The sequence below is a fragment of the Achromobacter sp. HZ34 genome (assembly GCF_002209485.1).
Classification (GTDB): Bacteria; Pseudomonadota; Gammaproteobacteria; order Burkholderiales; family Burkholderiaceae_B; genus Bordetella_C.
On sequence record NZ_NJIX01000001.1, the window covers coordinates 1 to 17732 of the forward strand.

Annotated in this window: 10 protein-coding genes and 1 tRNA gene; 10 read left to right on the forward strand and 1 reads right to left on the reverse strand. The window is 62.3% G+C overall.

What is annotated here, in order from left to right; genetic code table 11:
* Positions 1-27: 27 nt before the first annotated feature.
* The 9 genes from CEY05_RS31370 (at position 28) to CEY05_RS00045 (ending at position 15379) form a co-directional block, all read left to right on the forward strand.
* Positions 28-5934, forward strand: a complete 5907-nt coding sequence (locus CEY05_RS31370; protein WP_304528855.1) for a VCBS domain-containing protein — start codon at positions 28-30, stop codon at positions 5932-5934.
* A gap of 102 nt (positions 5935-6036) precedes the next feature.
* Positions 6037-6112: transfer RNA gene (locus CEY05_RS00010), tRNA-Ala, on the forward strand.
* A 552-nt stretch (positions 6113-6664) separates the two neighbouring features.
* On the forward strand, positions 6665-8149 hold the full coding sequence (locus CEY05_RS00015; protein ID WP_088596158.1) for a TolC family outer membrane protein: 1485 nt from the start codon (positions 6665-6667) through the stop codon (positions 8147-8149).
* A 6-nt stretch (positions 8150-8155) separates the two neighbouring features.
* Positions 8156-8383: a hypothetical protein gene (locus CEY05_RS00020; protein ID WP_088595353.1), complete on the forward strand. Its 228-nt coding sequence runs from the start codon at positions 8156-8158 to the stop codon at positions 8381-8383.
* Positions 8361-10538 (forward strand): type I secretion system permease/ATPase, encoded by a 2178-nt coding sequence (locus CEY05_RS00025; protein ID WP_088595354.1) that lies wholly within the window; start codon positions 8361-8363, stop codon positions 10536-10538. Before CEY05_RS00020 ends, CEY05_RS00025 begins: the two co-directional genes overlap by 23 nt.
* On the forward strand, positions 10535-11983 hold the full coding sequence (locus CEY05_RS00030) for an HlyD family type I secretion periplasmic adaptor subunit (protein WP_088595355.1): 1449 nt from the start codon (positions 10535-10537) through the stop codon (positions 11981-11983). Before CEY05_RS00025 ends, CEY05_RS00030 begins: the two co-directional genes overlap by 4 nt.
* Positions 11984-11990: 7 nt before the next feature.
* Entirely contained in the window at positions 11991-12611 is a 621-nt protein-coding gene (locus CEY05_RS00035) for a response regulator transcription factor (RefSeq protein ID WP_233161290.1), read from the forward strand.
* An 83-nt stretch (positions 12612-12694) separates the two neighbouring features.
* Positions 12695-13378: a transglutaminase-like cysteine peptidase gene (locus CEY05_RS00040; protein WP_088595357.1), complete on the forward strand. Its 684-nt coding sequence runs from the start codon at positions 12695-12697 to the stop codon at positions 13376-13378.
* An 18-nt stretch (positions 13379-13396) separates the two neighbouring features.
* Entirely contained in the window at positions 13397-15379 is a 1983-nt protein-coding gene (locus CEY05_RS00045) for a LapD/MoxY N-terminal periplasmic domain-containing protein (RefSeq protein WP_088595358.1), read from the forward strand.
* A gap of 66 nt (positions 15380-15445) precedes the next feature.
* Here the strand turns inward: CEY05_RS00045 and CEY05_RS30725 are convergent, their stop codons facing one another.
* Complete coding sequence (locus tag CEY05_RS30725) at positions 15446-15766, reverse strand: hypothetical protein (protein ID WP_143220240.1); 321 nt, start codon at positions 15764-15766, stop codon at positions 15446-15448.
* 201 nt (positions 15767-15967) lie between these two features.
* Between CEY05_RS30725 and CEY05_RS00050 the strand changes: the two genes are divergently transcribed.
* The gene (locus tag CEY05_RS00050) at positions 15968-17731 is read left to right on the forward strand and encodes a TolC family outer membrane protein (protein WP_233161291.1); all 1764 of its coding nucleotides are present in this window, start codon (positions 15968-15970) and stop codon (positions 17729-17731) included.
* Position 17732 lies beyond the last annotated feature (1 nt).

The window sequence follows — 17732 nt, forward strand, 5'->3', positions numbered from 1 at the left end:
GGTCATGGCGGCACGGCCACCAAGTCGGTGTCTGTCACGATCAACGGTACGGACGATGCGGCGATCATCACCCCGCACGCGGTGGGTGCTGACGCGGGTACGGTCAAGGAAGACACGACGCTGACCACCAGCGGCAAGCTGGATATCGTCGATCCGGATGCTGGCCAGGCGGTCTTCGTGGCTCAAACCGGCACCGCCGGAACCTACGGTTCGTTCACCATGGGTACGGATGGAACCTGGTCGTACACGCTGAACAACAGCAGCGCCGCGGTTCAAGCGCTGGGCCTGGGCGACTCCAAGACGGAAACGTTCACGGTCGCTTCGGCTGACGGGACGACCAGCAAGGTCACGATCACGGTCCAAGGTACCAACGACGCGCCGGTTATCAACGCTCCGGCCGGTTCGACCGCTGGTTCTGTGACGGAAGACGGCACGCAGACGGCTACGGGTCAGTTCAGCAAAACGGACGTTGACACCAACGACACCCACACCTGGACGGTGGACGGCAATGCGAAGGGCACTTATGGCACCTTCAGCGTTGACCAGACCGGCAAGTGGACGTACGCGCTGGATAATGCTGCTGCTCAACAGCTGACTTCCAAGGACCACATCACTGAGACTTACACAGTCAAGGTCGATGACGGCCACGGCGGTACGGCGACGAAGTCGGTCGCTGTTACGATCAACGGCACGGACGACGCTGCGATCATCACCCCGCACGCCGTGGGTGCGGATGCTGGCACGGTCAAGGAAGACACGACCCTGACCACCAGCGGCAAACTGGATATCGTCGATCCGGACGCCGGCCAAGCGGTCTTTGTTGCTCAAACCGCGACGGCTGGTACCTATGGTTCCTTCACCATGGGTACGGATGGCACGTGGTCCTACACCTTGAACAACAGCAGCGCTGCGGTTCAAGCGCTGGGCCTGGGTGAATCCAAGACGGAAACGTTCACGGTTGCCTCCGCCGATGGCACGACCAGCAAGGTCACGATCACGGTCCAAGGCACCAACGACGCGCCGGTCATCAACGCGCCGGCGGGTTCGACGGCCGGTTCGGTAACCGAGGACGGCACGCAGACGGCTACGGGCCAGTTCAGCAAAACGGACGTTGATACCAACGATACGCACACCTGGACGGTGGACGGCAACGCGAAGGGTACCTATGGCACCTTCAGCGTTGACCAGACCGGTAAGTGGACCTACACGCTGGACAACACGGCCGCGCAAGGATTGACCACGAAGGATCACATCACCGAGACCTACACGGTCAAGGTGGATGACGGCCACGGCGGTACGGCGACGAAGTCGGTGGCTGTAACAATCAATGGAACGGACGACGCGGCAATCATTACGCCGCATGCCGTCGGTGCTGATGCTGGCACGGTCAAGGAAGACACGACCCTGACCACCAGCGGCAAACTGGATATCGTCGATCCGGATGCTGGCCAGGCGGTCTTTGTTGCTCAAACCGCGACGGCTGGTACTTATGGTTCGTTCACCATGGGTACGGATGGCACTTGGTCCTACACCTTGAACAACACTAGCGCTGCGGTTCAAGCGCTGGGCCTGGGTGAATCCAAGACGGAAACGTTCACGGTGGCTTCGGCCGATGGCACGACCAGCAAGGTCACGATCACGGTCCAAGGCACCAACGACGCGCCGGTCATCAACGCGCCGGCGGGTTCGACGGCCGGTTCGGTAACCGAGGACGGTACGCAGACGGCTACGGGCCAGTTCAGCAAAACGGACGTTGACACCAACGATACGCACACTTGGACGGTGGACGGCAATGCGAAGGGTACCTATGGCACCTTCAGCGTTGACCAGACCGGCAAGTGGACGTACACGCTGGACAACACGGCCGCGCAAGCATTGACCACGAAGGATCACATCACCGAGACCTACACGGTCAAGGTGGATGACGGCCACGGCGGTACGGCGACGAAGTCGGTGGCTGTAACAATCAATGGAACGGACGACGCGGCAATCATTACGCCGCATGCCGTCGGTGCTGATGCTGGCACGGTCAAGGAAGACACGACGCTGACCACGAGCGGCAAGCTGGATATCGTCGATCCGGACGCCGGCCAAGCGGTCTTTGTTGCTCAAACCGCGACGGCTGGTACTTATGGTTCGTTCACCATGGGTACGGATGGCACTTGGTCCTACACCTTGAACAACACTAGTGCTGCGGTTCAGGCGCTGGGCCTGGGTGAATCCAAGACGGAAACATTCACGGTGGCTTCGGCCGATGGCACGACCAGCAAGGTCACGATCACGGTCCAAGGCACCAACGACGCTCCCGTCATCAACGCTCCGACCGGCTCGACGGCCGGTTCCGTGACGGAAGATGGCACGCAGACGGCCACCGGCCAATTCAGCAAGACGGATGTCGATACCAACGACACCCACACCTGGACGGTGGACGGCAATGCGAAGGGTACGTATGGCACCTTCAGCGTCGACCAGACCGGCAAGTGGACCTACACGCTGAACAACACGGCAGCGCAAGTACTGACCACGAAAGACCACATCATCGAAACCTACACGGTCAAGGTGGATGACGGTCATGGTGGAACGGCCACGAAGTCCGTTGCCATCACCATCAACGGCACGGACGACGCAGCCATCATCACCCCGCATGCCGTGGGCGCCGACGCCGGCACGGTGAAGGAAGACACTACCCTGACCACCAGCGGCAAGCTCGACATCGTCGATCCTGACGCCGGCCAGGCCGTCTTCATCACCCAGAGCACGTCCGGTACCTATGGCACCTTCACGCTGGGCACCGACGGTACCTGGTCCTACGCGCTGAACAACACCAGCGCCGCGGTACAGGCGCTGGGCCTGGGCGAATCCAAGACCGAGACGTTCACCGTTTCCGCCGCGGACGGCACGACCAGCAAGGTCACCATCACCGTGCAGGGCACCAACGACGCCCCGGTCATTCAGGTGCCGACCGGCGGCACGGACCAGGGCAACGTCACGGAGGACGGCACCAAAACCGCCTCCGGCCAGCTGGCTCGTGTCGATGTCGATACCAACGACGCCGCGACGTGGACCATCCAGGGCGCCAACAAGGGCACCTACGGCAGCATCGCCGTCGACGCAACCGGCAAGTGGACCTACACACTGGACAACACGGCTGCCCAATCCTTGCGTGCGGGTGACAAGATCACCGAAACCTACACCGTCAAGGTCGACGACAGCAAGGGAGGCACCGATACCCACGTCGTCACCATCACGATCAACGGCACCAACGATGTGCCGACGATCGTCGGCCATGGCGGCGACGGCGTCGGCGATCGCGGAACGGTTGTCGAAGACCTCACGCTCAGCGCTACCGGCAAGCTCGACACGACCGACGCCGACACTGGTGAAAGCTACGTCAAGGCCCAGACCATTCAGGACACGTACGGCACCTTCAGTATCGATGCGAACGGCAACTGGACCTACACCCTGGATAACAACAACGCCACGGTGCAGGCCCTGTCCGGTGCCCAGTCCTTGACCCGCACCTTCACCGTCACCTCCATGGACGGTACGGCGACGCATCCGGTCACGGTCACCATCGCCGGCGCCAACGACGCACCTGTGTCAGCCGCCAACTCGACGCACGTCGAAGTCGGCACCACTCACGTGTTCAGCCTGTCCGAATTCGCTTTCTCGGACAGCAAGGGAGAGAGCGACGCATTCCAGAGCGTCATCATCAGCCGCCTGCCCACCGTCGGTTCGCTGACGTACAACGGCTCCGCGGTAACGACAGGCATGGTGATTACCGTGGCGGACATCTCGTCCGGCAAGTTGGTCTACACGCCTGGATCGTCGGGGGGCGATACGTCCTTCGGCTTCCAGGTGCGCGATGCCGGCGGCACCGCCAACGGCGGGCAGAACACCTCCGGCGAGTACAACTACAGCATCGTCACGGACAACCTGATCCGCGGGACCAACGACGATTCCAGCGCCGGCAGCCTGACAGGGGGCTCGGGCGACGACGTCATCATCGGTGATGCCGGCGGTTCGAAGACCACCGTGGTGCCGGGCAAGAACTACAACGTTGCCCTGGTCATCGACCACTCCGGCAGTATGGCGTGGGGGCTGGACGGTGGTACGAACCCGTCCAGCGGGCAGGATCGTATGACATTGGTGAAGTCGGCGCTGCTGAATTTGCTCAATACGCTGGACACCCACTCGGGCGGCGTCGTGAACGTGGCGCTGATCGGCTTCGGCACGACAGCGGATAGCACGATCCAGGTGCAGAACCTGACGACCGCCAATGTCTCCACGCTGATCAATGCCATCAATGCGATGACGGCGACCGGCGGCACGAACTACGAAGCAGCGTTCAACAACGCCGTGACCTGGTTCAACGCGCAGACGGCGGCAGGAAAGACCGGTTCGAACTACGAGAACATGACGTATTTCCTCACCGATGGCGATCCGACCTACTACATCACCAGTAGCGGCAGCCGCGGCGGCGATGGGTCGACCACGGACGCCACCACGCTGCAGGAGTCGATCAATGCCTTCAAGGCACTGAGCGCCGTGACCAACGTCAACGCCATCGGTATCGGCGACGGCGTCAGCCAGCAGTATCTGCAGTTCTTCAACAATACGGCCAGCGGCAGCACGGCCACCGTTTCGGTGGGCGTCGGGACCAGCACCAACACGGTCCTCGCGAATTTCGACAACCTGTCCAGCACCGGACTCAACAACGTGTCGGGCTGGACGTTTACGTCGGGCGGCACGGGCAGCAGCGTGTCGCGTCCCCTCACCGGCTACAGCAACGGTACGCTCTACCAGAACCTGCAGATCACGGACGTCAACGGCAGCGGCGATACGAAACTGACGAGCCAGAATTTCACCATTTCGGGCACCAAGACCACCCTCAGCTTCGACGCTGGAACGGCCAACTTCAACTCGGGCGACGTGTTCAAGTGGGCCATCGAGAAGCTGAATTCGTCGGGTGGCTGGGACACGGTCCAGTCCGGCTCGACGAACAGTCCCTTGTCTTCGTCGACATTCGAAACCAACATCCTGGCCGCCGGTACCTACCATCTCGTGTACTCGGTAGCCGACAACACGTCTGGTTCGGGCAACGCCACGGTGAACATCGACAACATCACCACGCATGCCTATACGTCGACCATCACGGGCCCGGCAGGTACCGCGGACATCGCCCACCAGGCGAGCGATCTCGATACCGTGTTGCAAGGCGGCAGCACCACTACCACGCCGGCAACGGTCGGCGGTGACACCATCGACGGCGGTGCCGGCAACGACATCATCTTCGGTGACACCATCAATACCGATGCACTGTCGTGGACGGGTCACCCGGCGGGGTCCCACGATGGCCAGGGCATGCAGGGCCTGGTCGACTTCCTGACCTCGACCAATGGCCATGCGGCGACCAACACGGAGCTGTACGACTACATCAAGGCCCACAGCGATGACTTCAACGTCAGCGGCGATACCCGCGGCGGCAACGACACCATCCGCGGCGGCACCGGCGATGACCTGATCTACGGGCAGGGCGGCAATGACACCATCATCGGTGGCCAGGGCAACGACACCTTGTACGGCGGCGCCGGCAGCGACACCTTCAAGTGGGAGCTGAACGACCAGGGTACGGTGGCCAAGCCCGCGGTGGACACGGTCAAGGACTTCTCGGCGGATACGCCAGCGAACGGCGGTGACATCCTGCACCTGGGTGGCTTGCTGCAGAATCCGGCCGACTCGGATCTGTCCAAGTACCTGAACTTCAGCAAGGACGGCAACAATACCGTGCTGAAGGTCAGTACGGCCGGTGACGTGGCACACGGTTTCGACCAGAAGATCATCCTTGAAAACGTCGACCTGGTTGGTACCAAGACCGACCAGCAAGCCATCATCAATGACCTGATCCAGAAGGGGAAACTGCAAGGACATTGATGAAAAAAAAGCGTAGGTGCCGCCTCGTCAGGGCGGCGCCTCGCTGCATCCCTTTCTGTGTGCGCATGAGAAATTTTCTGGTATAGTGCTGGACTTGCTTGTGGGGCGGTAGCTCAGCTGGGAGAGCGTCGCGTTCGCAATGCGAAGGTCGGGAGTTCGATCCTCCTCCGCTCCACCATCAAGCCCAGATCAAAAAGCCTTGGACCACACAGTCCAGGGCTTTTTTTTGCGCCGAAGCTCGAAAGAGGCCTTCGCGTCATCCGCAATCCAGACCATCGAGTACCGATCGCGCCAGCACGCAGTCCTGCGTGCGCGCGGCGTGCCCGCTCACCCCACCCATGAATTTGTTGCACAACTGTGTCACGGCGCGGGCGGGTCCTCAGAATTGCCTATTCGGCCAAGACTTTCTGCGATCAGTTACGAAAATTACATCTATATTTGACGCAAGTTTGCGATCTTTGCCCGGGGCTAACGATTTTTTGCAGGAAGATAGGGTCAACTGGCCTAAGTCCCTCATCCTTTTGCACCATAGATTTACATATGTGACCACACAAACGCGTAAACACCTTCCATACTTTTCAAGACTACGAGACTTTCTGAAATAAACAGCTTGTCCGCGTTGTTACGTTTTTCCGGGTGGATTCATATGTTGTGCCAGAAGTATTTCATCGCATTCATCGCTGCGGTGCCGCTGACTGCGCTCGCCCAGCCGGGTCCGGCCGCGCCGAGAATGCCTTCCACACCTCCAGGCACCACGCCCGTGGCCCAGGCCTCGGACGGCAAGAATGCCGCGACTCTGAACCAGATCGTCGAACAAACCTTGTTGACGAATCCTGAAATCCAGGCGCGCTACCACGATTTCCGCGCGTCGCTGGAAGGGCAGAACGTGTCCAAGGCGGGTTTCCTGCCCCAAGTCAATACACAGGCGTACTACGGCCGCATGTGGCAGAGCAATCTGCCCAATGACGGCAACGCCAGCTGGAACCGGCCCGGATACACCGTCGAATTGCGGCAACTGATTTTCGACGGCTTCCGTACCAGCAGCGACGTCAAGCAGACTGGCTTCGAGAAGCTGTCGCGCTTCTACGATCTGCTGGCGACCAGCGATGACGTGGCCTTGACCGCCACCACGGCCTACCTGGACGTGCAGCGCTATCGCGACCTTGAATTGCTGGCACGTTCGAATTACCGCCTCCATGAGGAAACGCTCAAGCAGATCCGCGAGCGCGCGGATTCGGGCGTAGGGCGGCGGGTCGACTTCGAGCAGGCGGGCGGCCGCCTGGCCCTGGCGCAGACCAATCTGATGACCGAGAGCGCCAATCTCAACGACGTCACCGCGCGCTTCCGGCGCGTGACCGGCCTGGATGTCCCGCCGACCCTGGCGGCGGCGCCGCGCCTGGAGGACAGGCTGCCGAAGAATCCAGCCAATTTCGACGACTCCTTGCGCAGCAATCCGCAGATCCTGTCCAAGCAGGCGCTGGTGCAGTCCTCGAATGCCGGTGTGCAGTCGGCCAAGGGCAATTTTTCGCCCAAATTCGAATTCGTCGCGTCGACGGGAACGGACACCTCGCAACCGGGCCCGGATTACAAGAACACGCGCAGCACGCAGGCCCAGGTCTTGATGACTTACAACCTGTATCGCGGCGGCGGCGACTCGGCGCGCCTGCGCCAGGTATCGGCGCAAAGTTATGCGGCACGCGACGTGCGGGACTACACCTGCCGGAACATCCAGCAGGACTTGGCCATCGCCTGGAATAACGTCGTTCACCTGCGCCAGGCCTTGCCTTTCCTGCGCGATCATGAAATCTCGACGACGAAAGTGCGGGACGCGTATCGGCAACAGTTCCAGATCGGCCAGCGCACGCTGCTGGATTTGCTGGACACGGAAAACGAGCTGTTCGAGTCGCGTCGCGCCTTGACCAATGCGCTGTACGACTTGCAAGCCGCGCAGTACCGTTGGCTGGCGTTATCGCACAAGTTGCTGCCCACCCTTGGATTGCGTCCGGCCAAGGACGAGACGCCCGAGGAGAACGGCAAACTGCAGCTCAGCGAAGACGTGATCAAGCTCTGCAATTCGACCGTGCCGAATGCCGAGAGCCTGGAGCCCGTCAAGGTGATCTATCAGGATGGCGCGAAGCCGCCTGAGTTAGTGCCGGCGGGTACTCAACCTCTGCAATCCGCTCCGGGGCAACCGGGGGCAACTCCGAAGTGGTGACCTGCTATGGCAACTCAAGACAACGGCGGTCAGGACAATGGTTTCGCGAAGCTGGACGTGGAGTTCGTCCGGGTGCTGGAAGATTTGATCGACGCCCTTATCGCGAACGGCGCCCTGCGCCTGACCGATCTTCCCGAGCATGCGCAACGCAAGCTGACCGAGCGCAAGCGTCACCGCGCGAAATTATCTGAACACCTGGACTTGTTGAGCGATGAAGACGGACAGATCATTTGACAGGTCGATCGACTCGTGGCGCGTGGACCCGCGCTCGACGCATGACGACCCACTGCTGGAATGCCTGGTCGAACTGACCCGCATGCACGGCGTTCCGGCAACGCCGCAGGCGTTGTCCGCGGGCCTGCCGCTGGTGGATCAACGGCTAACACCAGCGCTGATAGCGCGTGCCGCGGCACGGGCACGCCTATCCGCGCGCGTGGTGCGGCGCCCCATCCAGGAGATTCCAACCGATATCCTGCCGGCCATCCTGCTGCTGCACGGCGAACGTGCCTGCCTGCTGCTGGAAGCGCGGGACAACGGCTATCTGATCAGCCATCCCGAACTGGGTGGCGGTTCGATCGAGATTTCCGCGCAGGAACTGGCGGAAGACTATACGGGCATGGCCTGCTATGTCCGTCCGCAGTTCCGCTTCGACGCCCGTTCGCCCGAGGTGTCCAAGGTGCGGGGCCGCCATTGGTTCTGGTCGGCCATCTTCGAAAACCGGCGCCTTTACCGGGACGCCATCGTCGCGGCGGTGCTGATCAACGTCTTCGCCATGGCCATGCCCTTGTTCACGATGAACGTGTACGACCGCGTGGTACCCAATAACGCGCTTGAAACGCTATGGGTGCTGGTGGTGGGCATTGCCGTCGTGGTCATCTTCAATACGATATTGACCACGGCGCGCTCGCACGTCATCGATAGCGCCAGCAAGCGGGTCGACATCAAGCTGTCGGCGCTGATCATGGAGCGGGTGCTGGATCTGCGCATGGAAGGGCGGCCGGTGTCGGTCGGCTCCTTCGCCGCCAACTTGCGGTCCTTCGAGTCCATTCGTGACTTCATCGCGTCGGCCAGTATCACGACGCTGGTGGACCTGCCTTTCGTCATCCTGTTCCTGGCGGTGCTGGCCTGGATTTCGCCCTGGATGCTGATTCCGCCTATCGTGGCCATCGTCCTGGTCGTGATGGTGTCGGTGGCCGCGCAGTTCCGTATGGAGTCGCTGACCATGGCGACCTATCAGGCGTCTTCCCAGCGCAATGCCACGCTGGTGGAAGCGTTGACCGGGTTCGAGACCGTCAAGACGCTCAATGCGCAGGGCACCATGCAGCGTAACTGGGAGCGTTCCACCGAGTACATCGCCAGCATCAGCAGCAAGCTGAAGCTGATCTCCAGCACTACCGTGGGCTTCGTCGGCGCCATGCAGCAGCTGGTGTCGGTCGCCACCGTGACCGTCGGGGTGTTCCTGGCCCATGATTCGGCGATCTCCATGGGGGGCATCATTGCTGCATCGATGATTTCCGGCCGCTGCCTGGTTCCGCTGGGCCAGGTCGCGGGCTTGATGATGCAGTACCAGAATGCCCGTACGTCGCTGGGCTCGATCGACAATTACATGAAGCTGCCGGTCGAACGGCCGGAGACCAGCGAATTCCTGCATCGTCCGGTGTTCGCGGGCGCCATTGAATTCCGCAACGTGTCCTTCTCCTATCCGGGCGCGGCGCAGCCGGTGTTGAACAACGTCTCCTTCAAGCTGGCGCCCGGGGAAAAACTTGGCATCATCGGCCGCATCGGCTCGGGCAAGACGACGCTGGAAAAGCTGATCCTGGGCCTGTACCAACCCACCGAGGGTACCGTGCTGCTGGACGGCGTCGACACGCGCCAGATCGATCCCGCCGATCTGCGGCGGGCGATAGGCTACGTGCCCCAGGATCCGGTCCTGTTCTACGGCAGCCTCAAGCACAACATCGCCATGGGGGCGCCGTTTGCCGACGACGCCAGCATCATCGCCGCGGCGGACGTTGCCGGCGTGAGCGAGTTCGCCAATATCCACCCCGACGGTTTCGATATGCTGATCGGTGAGCGGGGCGAGTCGCTGTCAGGCGGGCAACGGCAATCCGTCGCGGTGGCGCGATCCCTGATCAACGATCCGCCGGTATTGCTGCTGGACGAACCCAGCAGCAATATGGACCACCAGAGCGAATCGCGGCTGCGGCAGCAACTGACGGCGGCCAGCGTCAACAAGACCATGCTGCTGATTACGCATCGCACGGCCTTGCTCGACCTGGTCACACGCCTGATCGTCATCGATTCCGGACGCATCATGGCCGACGGCCCCAAGGACCAGGTCGTCGAAGCATTGCGCACCGGCCGCGTCGTCAAGGGAGCCAGCGTATGAGCGCGACGCCTGCTCCGAACCCCAATCGGAATCCGCATCCGCAACAGGGCAGATCTTTCCTGGGCAGCCTGGTGCGCTTGCCGCGGACGTTCTTCGTCAAGCTGTTCGACCGCTTGCTGGACGGCGAGGAACGCGGCAAGCCGAAGGTTTCCTCCGGCTACGTCAACAGCGCCGAATGGGCGATCTACACGTCCGACGCGCGCGGCGCCCGGATACTGTTGTGGACATCACTGACGGTCGTCGGCATCCTCATCATATGGGCCATCTTCGGGCCCATCGATGAAGTGGTGCGCGGCGATGGCAAGGTGGTGCCTTCCCGCCAGGTGCAGATCATCCAGAGCCTGGATGGCGGCGTGGTCAAGGAGATCCTTGTCAAGCCCGGCCAGGATGTGGAGCCCGGCCAAGTCTTGCTAAGGATAGATCCGACGCGTTTCGCTTCCTCCCTGGGTGAAAACCAGGCGGAGTACCTGTCCCTGGAAGCCAAGGCCGCGCGCCTGACGGCACTGGCGACGGGCGAGCCCTTCAAGGTGCCGGACGACGTGCTGCAGAAATTGCCGCAAGCGGCCGAGGCCGAGCGCAATGCCTGGGTCCAGCGCACCAATGAACTGAACGCCACGGTGAGCGTGGCCCAGGAGCAGGTCAAGCAGCGCCAGCAGGAACTGCGCGAGACCCAGGCCAAGCGCGACCAGGCCGCGACGACGTGTTCGTTGACCTCGCGCGAACTGTCGGTGACGCGACCGCTGCTCAATAGCGGCGCCGTTTCCGAGGTCGACTTGCTGCGCCTGCAGCGGGACGTGGCGCGCAGCTGCGGCGACCAGAAGGCGGCGGAGGCGCAGATCGACCGCATCCAGGCGTCCATCCAGGAAGCGCTGAGCAAGACCAAGGAAGCCGAGCTGAATATTCGCAACCAGGCGCGTAGCGAACTGTCCGACACCAATACCAAGCTGCGGACCCTGGGCGAAACCAAGTTGGCGCTGGACGACAAGGTCAAGCTGTCGGAAATCCGCTCGCCGGTGAAAGGCACGGTGAAGACCCTGTTGGCCAATACCGTCGGCGGCGTCGTGCAGCCCGGCAAGGACATCATCGAGATCGTGCCGACCGACGACTCGCTGCTATTGGAAGTGAAAGTGCAGCCGCGTGACATCGGCTTCCTGCATGCGCAACAGAAGGCCGAAGTGAAGTTCACGGCTTACGACTACTCGATCTACGGCGGCCTGGAAGGCGTGGTGGAACAGATCGGTGCCGACACCACGACGGACGAACGGGGCAACTCGTTCTACATCGTGCGGGTTCGGACGTCGAAGGCCGCGGTGGGCGACATGCATCTGCCCATCATTCCCGGCATGGTTGCCGAAGTGCATATCCTGACGGGCAAGCGCACGGTTATGCAGTACCTGCTCAAACCTATCTTGCGTGCCAAAGAGAATGCTTTCACCGAACGCTGATGTAGCGATGATTCCTGTTCTGTTAGTGACGCACGACGACCTGCTGTGGAAGTACTGGTCCAGCGTGGATGCGCGCCGGTGGGTGCCGGCACGCGCGCGTACGCTGGCCGAACTGGCGGGCTGGCGCGAACGCGGCCGTTCGCTGGTGGTGGTGGATGCCGATTTGCCCAGGCGGCCGGCGTGGACTTCCGAGCTATGGACCGAGGCCTTGGCGGACCTGCGCGTGGTGGTTGCCAGCGCGCGGCCGCATGACGACCAGGGCGCCAAGGTGCTGGCGTCGGGCGCCGTCGGCTACTGCCATACCTATACCCCCATACGATCGCTGGAGCAGATCCTGGATGTGGTCGATTCCGGGGAGATCTGGATGGGCCGGTCGCTGGTGACGCGCCTGCTGCGCCTGGTTGACACGCGCGCCAGCAAAGCCAGCCAGTGGCAGCCGGAAACGCTGACGGAGCGGGAAGAGGCCGTGGCGCAGCGCGCGGCCGTCGGCGAAGCGAACGTCGAGATCGCGGCGGCGCTGGGTATCACGGAACGTACCGTCAAGGCGCACCTGACATCGGTGTTCGACAAGCTGGGCGTGTCCGACCGTTTGCAACTGGCGCTCAAGGTGCACGGTATCAGTCGCTGACCTGGATGGCGGCGGGCCGGGTCCGGGCCATGGCGGGGACGCCAGTCCTATGAAAGTGTGCGGCTCTACACTGCGTTTTCGCGATGCCACGATCCTTACGCCTGCGAGTCTCTTTCGCCTTGTGCTGGATGGCCTTGCTCTGCCTGGTCTGCGGCGGGGGAATGAGTGTTGCGCTGGAGCTGGACAGCCACAAGCTGGAAAGCGAGGCGGCCAGCCGGTATGGCGCCAAGGGCAGCGCAAGAGTCGGCGCCTGGCTGCAGCTGCTGCAGGCCGACCGGGCCATGGCCGAGGCGGACAAGCTGGCCAGCATCAACGATTTCTGGAATCGCAACGTGGCACAGGCCGACGACCAGACCGTCTGGGGGACCGCGGATTACTGGGCGACGCCGCTGGAAGCGCTGGGCAAGGGCGCCGGCGATTGCGAGGACTTCGTCATCGGCAAGTATTTCTCCCTGATCAAGCTGGGTGTGCCGACCAGCAAGCTGCGCTTCGTCTACGTGCGGGCACGCGTGGGTGGCCCCCAAAGCACTGAGCAGGTGGCGCATATGGTGCTGGGCTATTACCCGGCCCCCGAAGCCATGCCCCTGGTGCTGGACAGCCTGGTGTCCGGCATCTTGCCGGCCTCGCAACGGCGCGACCTGGTACCCATCTTCAGTTTCAATGCCGAAGGCGTCTACGTCGACGGCAAGCAAGCCGCACCGGTCGACCGTATCGGACGCTGGCGCAATCTGCTGCAGCGCATGGAGCGCGAAGGCATCCAACAGTAGGCCCGCGGAAAGCGAACCATGTCCATACTTCGACAACTTCTTTTGAGCATCACGCTGGCCATCGTCATCATCCTGCTGGGGACGCTGGCCTTGAGCGTGACCGCCGCGCGCGACTATCTTTCGGGGCAGTTGCAGGTGCAGAGCAACGATGCGGCGGTATCGCTGGCGTTGTCGCTGTCACAGCCCGCGAACAGCGACCGCATCACGCAGGAATTGCTGCTGTCGGCCCTGTTCGATGGGGGGCACTTTTCCCTGGTGAAGCTGACGGATCCGGAAGGTAAAGTCATCATCCAGCGTGCGTCGGCCGCCACGGCCGCAGTGCCGGGCTGGTTCCAGCGCCTGGTGCCGCTGTCGGCCAAGTCGGCCACCCATGTGGTGACGGACGGCTGGCGGCAGCTCGGCGAGGTCACGCTGACCGCGACCGATGTCTACGCCTGGGAAACCCTGTGGGAAAGCAGCCTGCGCATGATCCTGCTGGTGGTGAGCGCCGGCGTGCTGTGGGCGCTGTTTGCCTTTGCGCTGGTGCGTTGGATCCAGAAGCGCCTGTTGGGCGAGGTAGGCGATCAGTTGCGTGCGATCGGGCGCGGGCAGTGGGGCCAGCACCTGGCGCCGCGCGTACCGGAATTGAGCGGCATCACCGAGGCGCTGAACCAGACGCGTGAACAGCTGCGCGCCAGTGCGGATGAGCAGAATGCCAAGATCGAATCTTTGCAGATCGAAGTCAACCAGGACCCGGTGACGGGCTTGGCCAATCGCAAATACTTTATCAACGAGTTCCGGCGCGAACTGGATGGGGATACCGCGAATACCGCGCCCACCCCTTCGGATGCCGCGATGCCAGGCGGCCATGTCCTGGTGTTTCGTCAGCGCGATCTGGGGGCGATCAACCGCCACATGCCGCGCGACTTCGTCGATCAATGGCTGCGCACGCTGGTGGATCGCCTGCGGGCCATGCTGGCCGGCATGCAGGTAAACGCGCCGGTGCTGGCGCGCTTGAATGGCTCGGACTTCGCGTTGCTGTTGCCGCATTGCTCCGCGCCCAAAGCCATCATGGTGGCCGAACGCCTGCGCGCGGAGCTGCGCACGGCGCGCATACCGGTGGGCGAGGGCGGTTTGTGCCGCTGGGTGCAGGCGTTGGCGGACTACGCGCCGGGCGCCCAGGTCGGCGATCTGTTGGGCCGGCTGGATTACGCCCTGATGCGGGGAGAAAGTGCAGGCGACGACCATGTGCAGCTGACGTCGGACGATGAACCGGTGTTGTCGGCCAATAGCGAGTCGTCATGGCGCCAGATCATCACCGCGGGTATCGAGCGGGAGCGTTTCACGCTGTCGCTGCAACCGCTGTCCTATATAGATGGGCAAGTGCTGCGGCAGGAAGCCACGCTGATGCTGCATAGCGTGGATGCCTCCGAACCGATTCCGGCGCGGCTGTTCATCCCGGCGGCGATACGCCTGGATCTGGCCGCGGATTGCGATATGCAGGCCGTGCGCCTGGCCCTGGATTGGCTGGAAAAGAATCCAGGTGAATTGACGGTGCGCTTGTCGATGGCGTCATTGGGACATCAGGATTTCCTGGCGCAGCTGGAGCGCCTCGTGTCCGGGCGGCCGGGCCAGGCCAGCCGGCTGATCGCCGAAGTCGACGCGCACGCCTTGGTCGAACGCCACGCCGATGTGGTGGCGCTGAGCCGGATCGGTGTGATGACGCGCATGCGGGTGGGTGTGCGGCGCCTGGCGCAGCAGTTCAACGCCTTGAGCCAGCTGCATGATCTGCAACTCGCCTACGTGAAGCTGGGCGGCGGTTTTGTCGGCGGCATGGCGCACAGCATAGGCAGCCAGCAGTTGACGGTGTCGGTGCTGGAGACGGCGCGTGCATTGAATATCGCCGTCTACGCCGAGGACGTACCCGACAGCGTGACGCGCAATATCCTGGCCAATCTGGGGATCACCATCATGAGCGGTCCGGGGGTGGACTTATCGCGCGGCACAGGGACGATGACCTGAAAAAAAACCGGTCCCTGACGGTCTGCCGATTACTATTTTTGTAACATCAATGGGAAGAATATTTGCTCATCCATAAGCAGGATGGCCAACCCGGCTCATATCTGCACTTGATGCGTCTGTTTGGTATGCAGCACTGGAATCCTGAGGAATATTTTGTAATCCACAGTTTTTGCCAGTTCTCGTAACTGTGAACAGAATTAAGTCTAATTGATTCAGCAAAAAATGAAATCTAAGAGACGGCTGATCAATTTCCTGCAAATAACCGTTATTTAAGCTCGAACGGCGGTCGCAACAGCAAATTGTTGCGTTCGCTGTCGGCCGTGCTTTCGCTTGAATTTCGGAAAAAGCCAGCGAATCTTCAGAAGAGTGTGAAGAAATGAAACGCAATAATGTGCGTTTCTTCGCAGTTGATGCGTCCCCATCCTGGCCCCACAATCCCGCCCCACTGCTCGCCCGGGTTCCCATCACTCGTTTGGACTAAGAAAAATTACGCATTCCAGACGATCAGGACACACGCCTGAATGTTGCCAGAGGGAATTCAGTCGTTACTTAAGTCACGTTTTGTTTTTTGGCTATTCAGGGAATGTCATGTCTTCTTTTCGTCTGAAATCCTCGGTGGCACTGGCTGTCATGGCGCTGTCCGGCGTAGCGGTCGCGCAGCACGCACCCATCCCGGCAGGTCAACCTGGTGCCGCGAAGCCGGCCACCTGGATGAACTTCAATAAGGCGACCCCACCGGCGGTTGCCAAGCCCGCACCGGCCGTGGCGCAAGCCGCGCCCGTCGCCACTCAGCCTGCGCCCGCCGTTTCACCGGTCAAGCCGGCCGCGCCCGCTGTCGCGCAGGCCAAGCCGGTCACGCCGCCCGCGGCACCTGCGAAGGCGCCCGCGACCGCACCTGCGCCTGCGACCGCCTCCGTATCGTCGGCCAATGGCGGCACCACGATTTATCAGGTCGTCGAGCAGACTTTGCTCAGCAACCCGGAAATCCAGGCGCGCTACCACGACTTCCGCGCGACGCTCGAAGGCCAGAACGTGGCTCGCGCCGGTTTCCTGCCGCAGGTCAACGCCCAGGGCTACTACGGCCACGAATGGCAGAACCATCTGCCCGGCGATGACTCTTCGCAGAACTGGAAGCGCCCCGGCTACAACCTGGAACTGCGCCAGTTGCTGTTCGATGGCTTCAAGACCAGCAGCGACGTCAAGCAGGCCGGTTTCGAAAAGCTGTCGCGCTTCTATGACCTGCTGTCCACCAGCGACGACATGGCCATGACCGCCGTGCAGGCCTATGTCGACCTGCAGCGCTATCGCGACCTGGAACTGCTGGCTCGCACCAACTATCGTCTGCACGAAGAAACGCTCAAGCAGATCCGCGAACGGGCGGATTCCGGTGTTGGCCGGCGCGTCGACATGGAACAGGCCGGTGGCCGCCTGTCGCTGGCGCAAACCAACCTGATGACGGAAAGCGCCAACCTGAACGACGTGACGTCGCGCTTCCGCCGCGTCACCGGCATGAGCGCGCCGACCACGCTGGCCGCCACGCCCAAGGTGGACGAGAAGCTGCCGAACAAGCCGTCGAACTTCGACGACTCCCTGCGCAGCAATCCCAGCATCCTGTCCAAGCAGGCTCTGCTGCAAGCCGCCGACGCGGGCAACCAATCGGCCAAGGGTGCGTTCTCGCCCAAATTCGAATTCGTGGCGTCCTCGGGTACCGACACCTCGCAGCCAGGCAGCGACTACCGCAACGTGCGCAGCTCCAACGTGCAGGTCATGATGACCTACAACCTGTACCGTGGCGGCGGCGACTCGGCGCGAATTCGCCAGACCGCCGAGCAGGGCTACGCCGCGCGCGACGTGCGCGACTACACCTGCCGCAACGTGCAGCAGGACCTGGCCGTGGCCTGGAACAACATCATCCACCTGCGCCAATCGCTGCCTTACCTGCGTGACCACGAAGTGGCCACCACCAAGGTGCGCGATGCCTATCGCCAGCAATTCCAGATCGGCCAGCGCACGCTGCTCGACCTGCTGGACACGGAAAACGAACTGTTCGAATCGCGCCGTTCGCTGACCAATGCGCTGTACGACCTGCAGACCGCCCAGTTCCGCTGGCTGGCCCTGTCGCACAAACTGCTGCCGGCACTGGGCATCCGTGCGGCCAAGGACGAAACGCCGGAAGAGAACGGCAAGCTGGCCATGACCGACGACATCATCAAGACCTGCAACTCGACGGTCGCTGACGAAAGCCGCCTGGACCCGGTCAAGGTCCAGTACGGCAGCGGCAACGCACCGCCCGAGTTCGTGCCTGCCAACGCCGATGGCGGCAGGAACGCCCCGGCCGGCGGCAAGTGGTGAT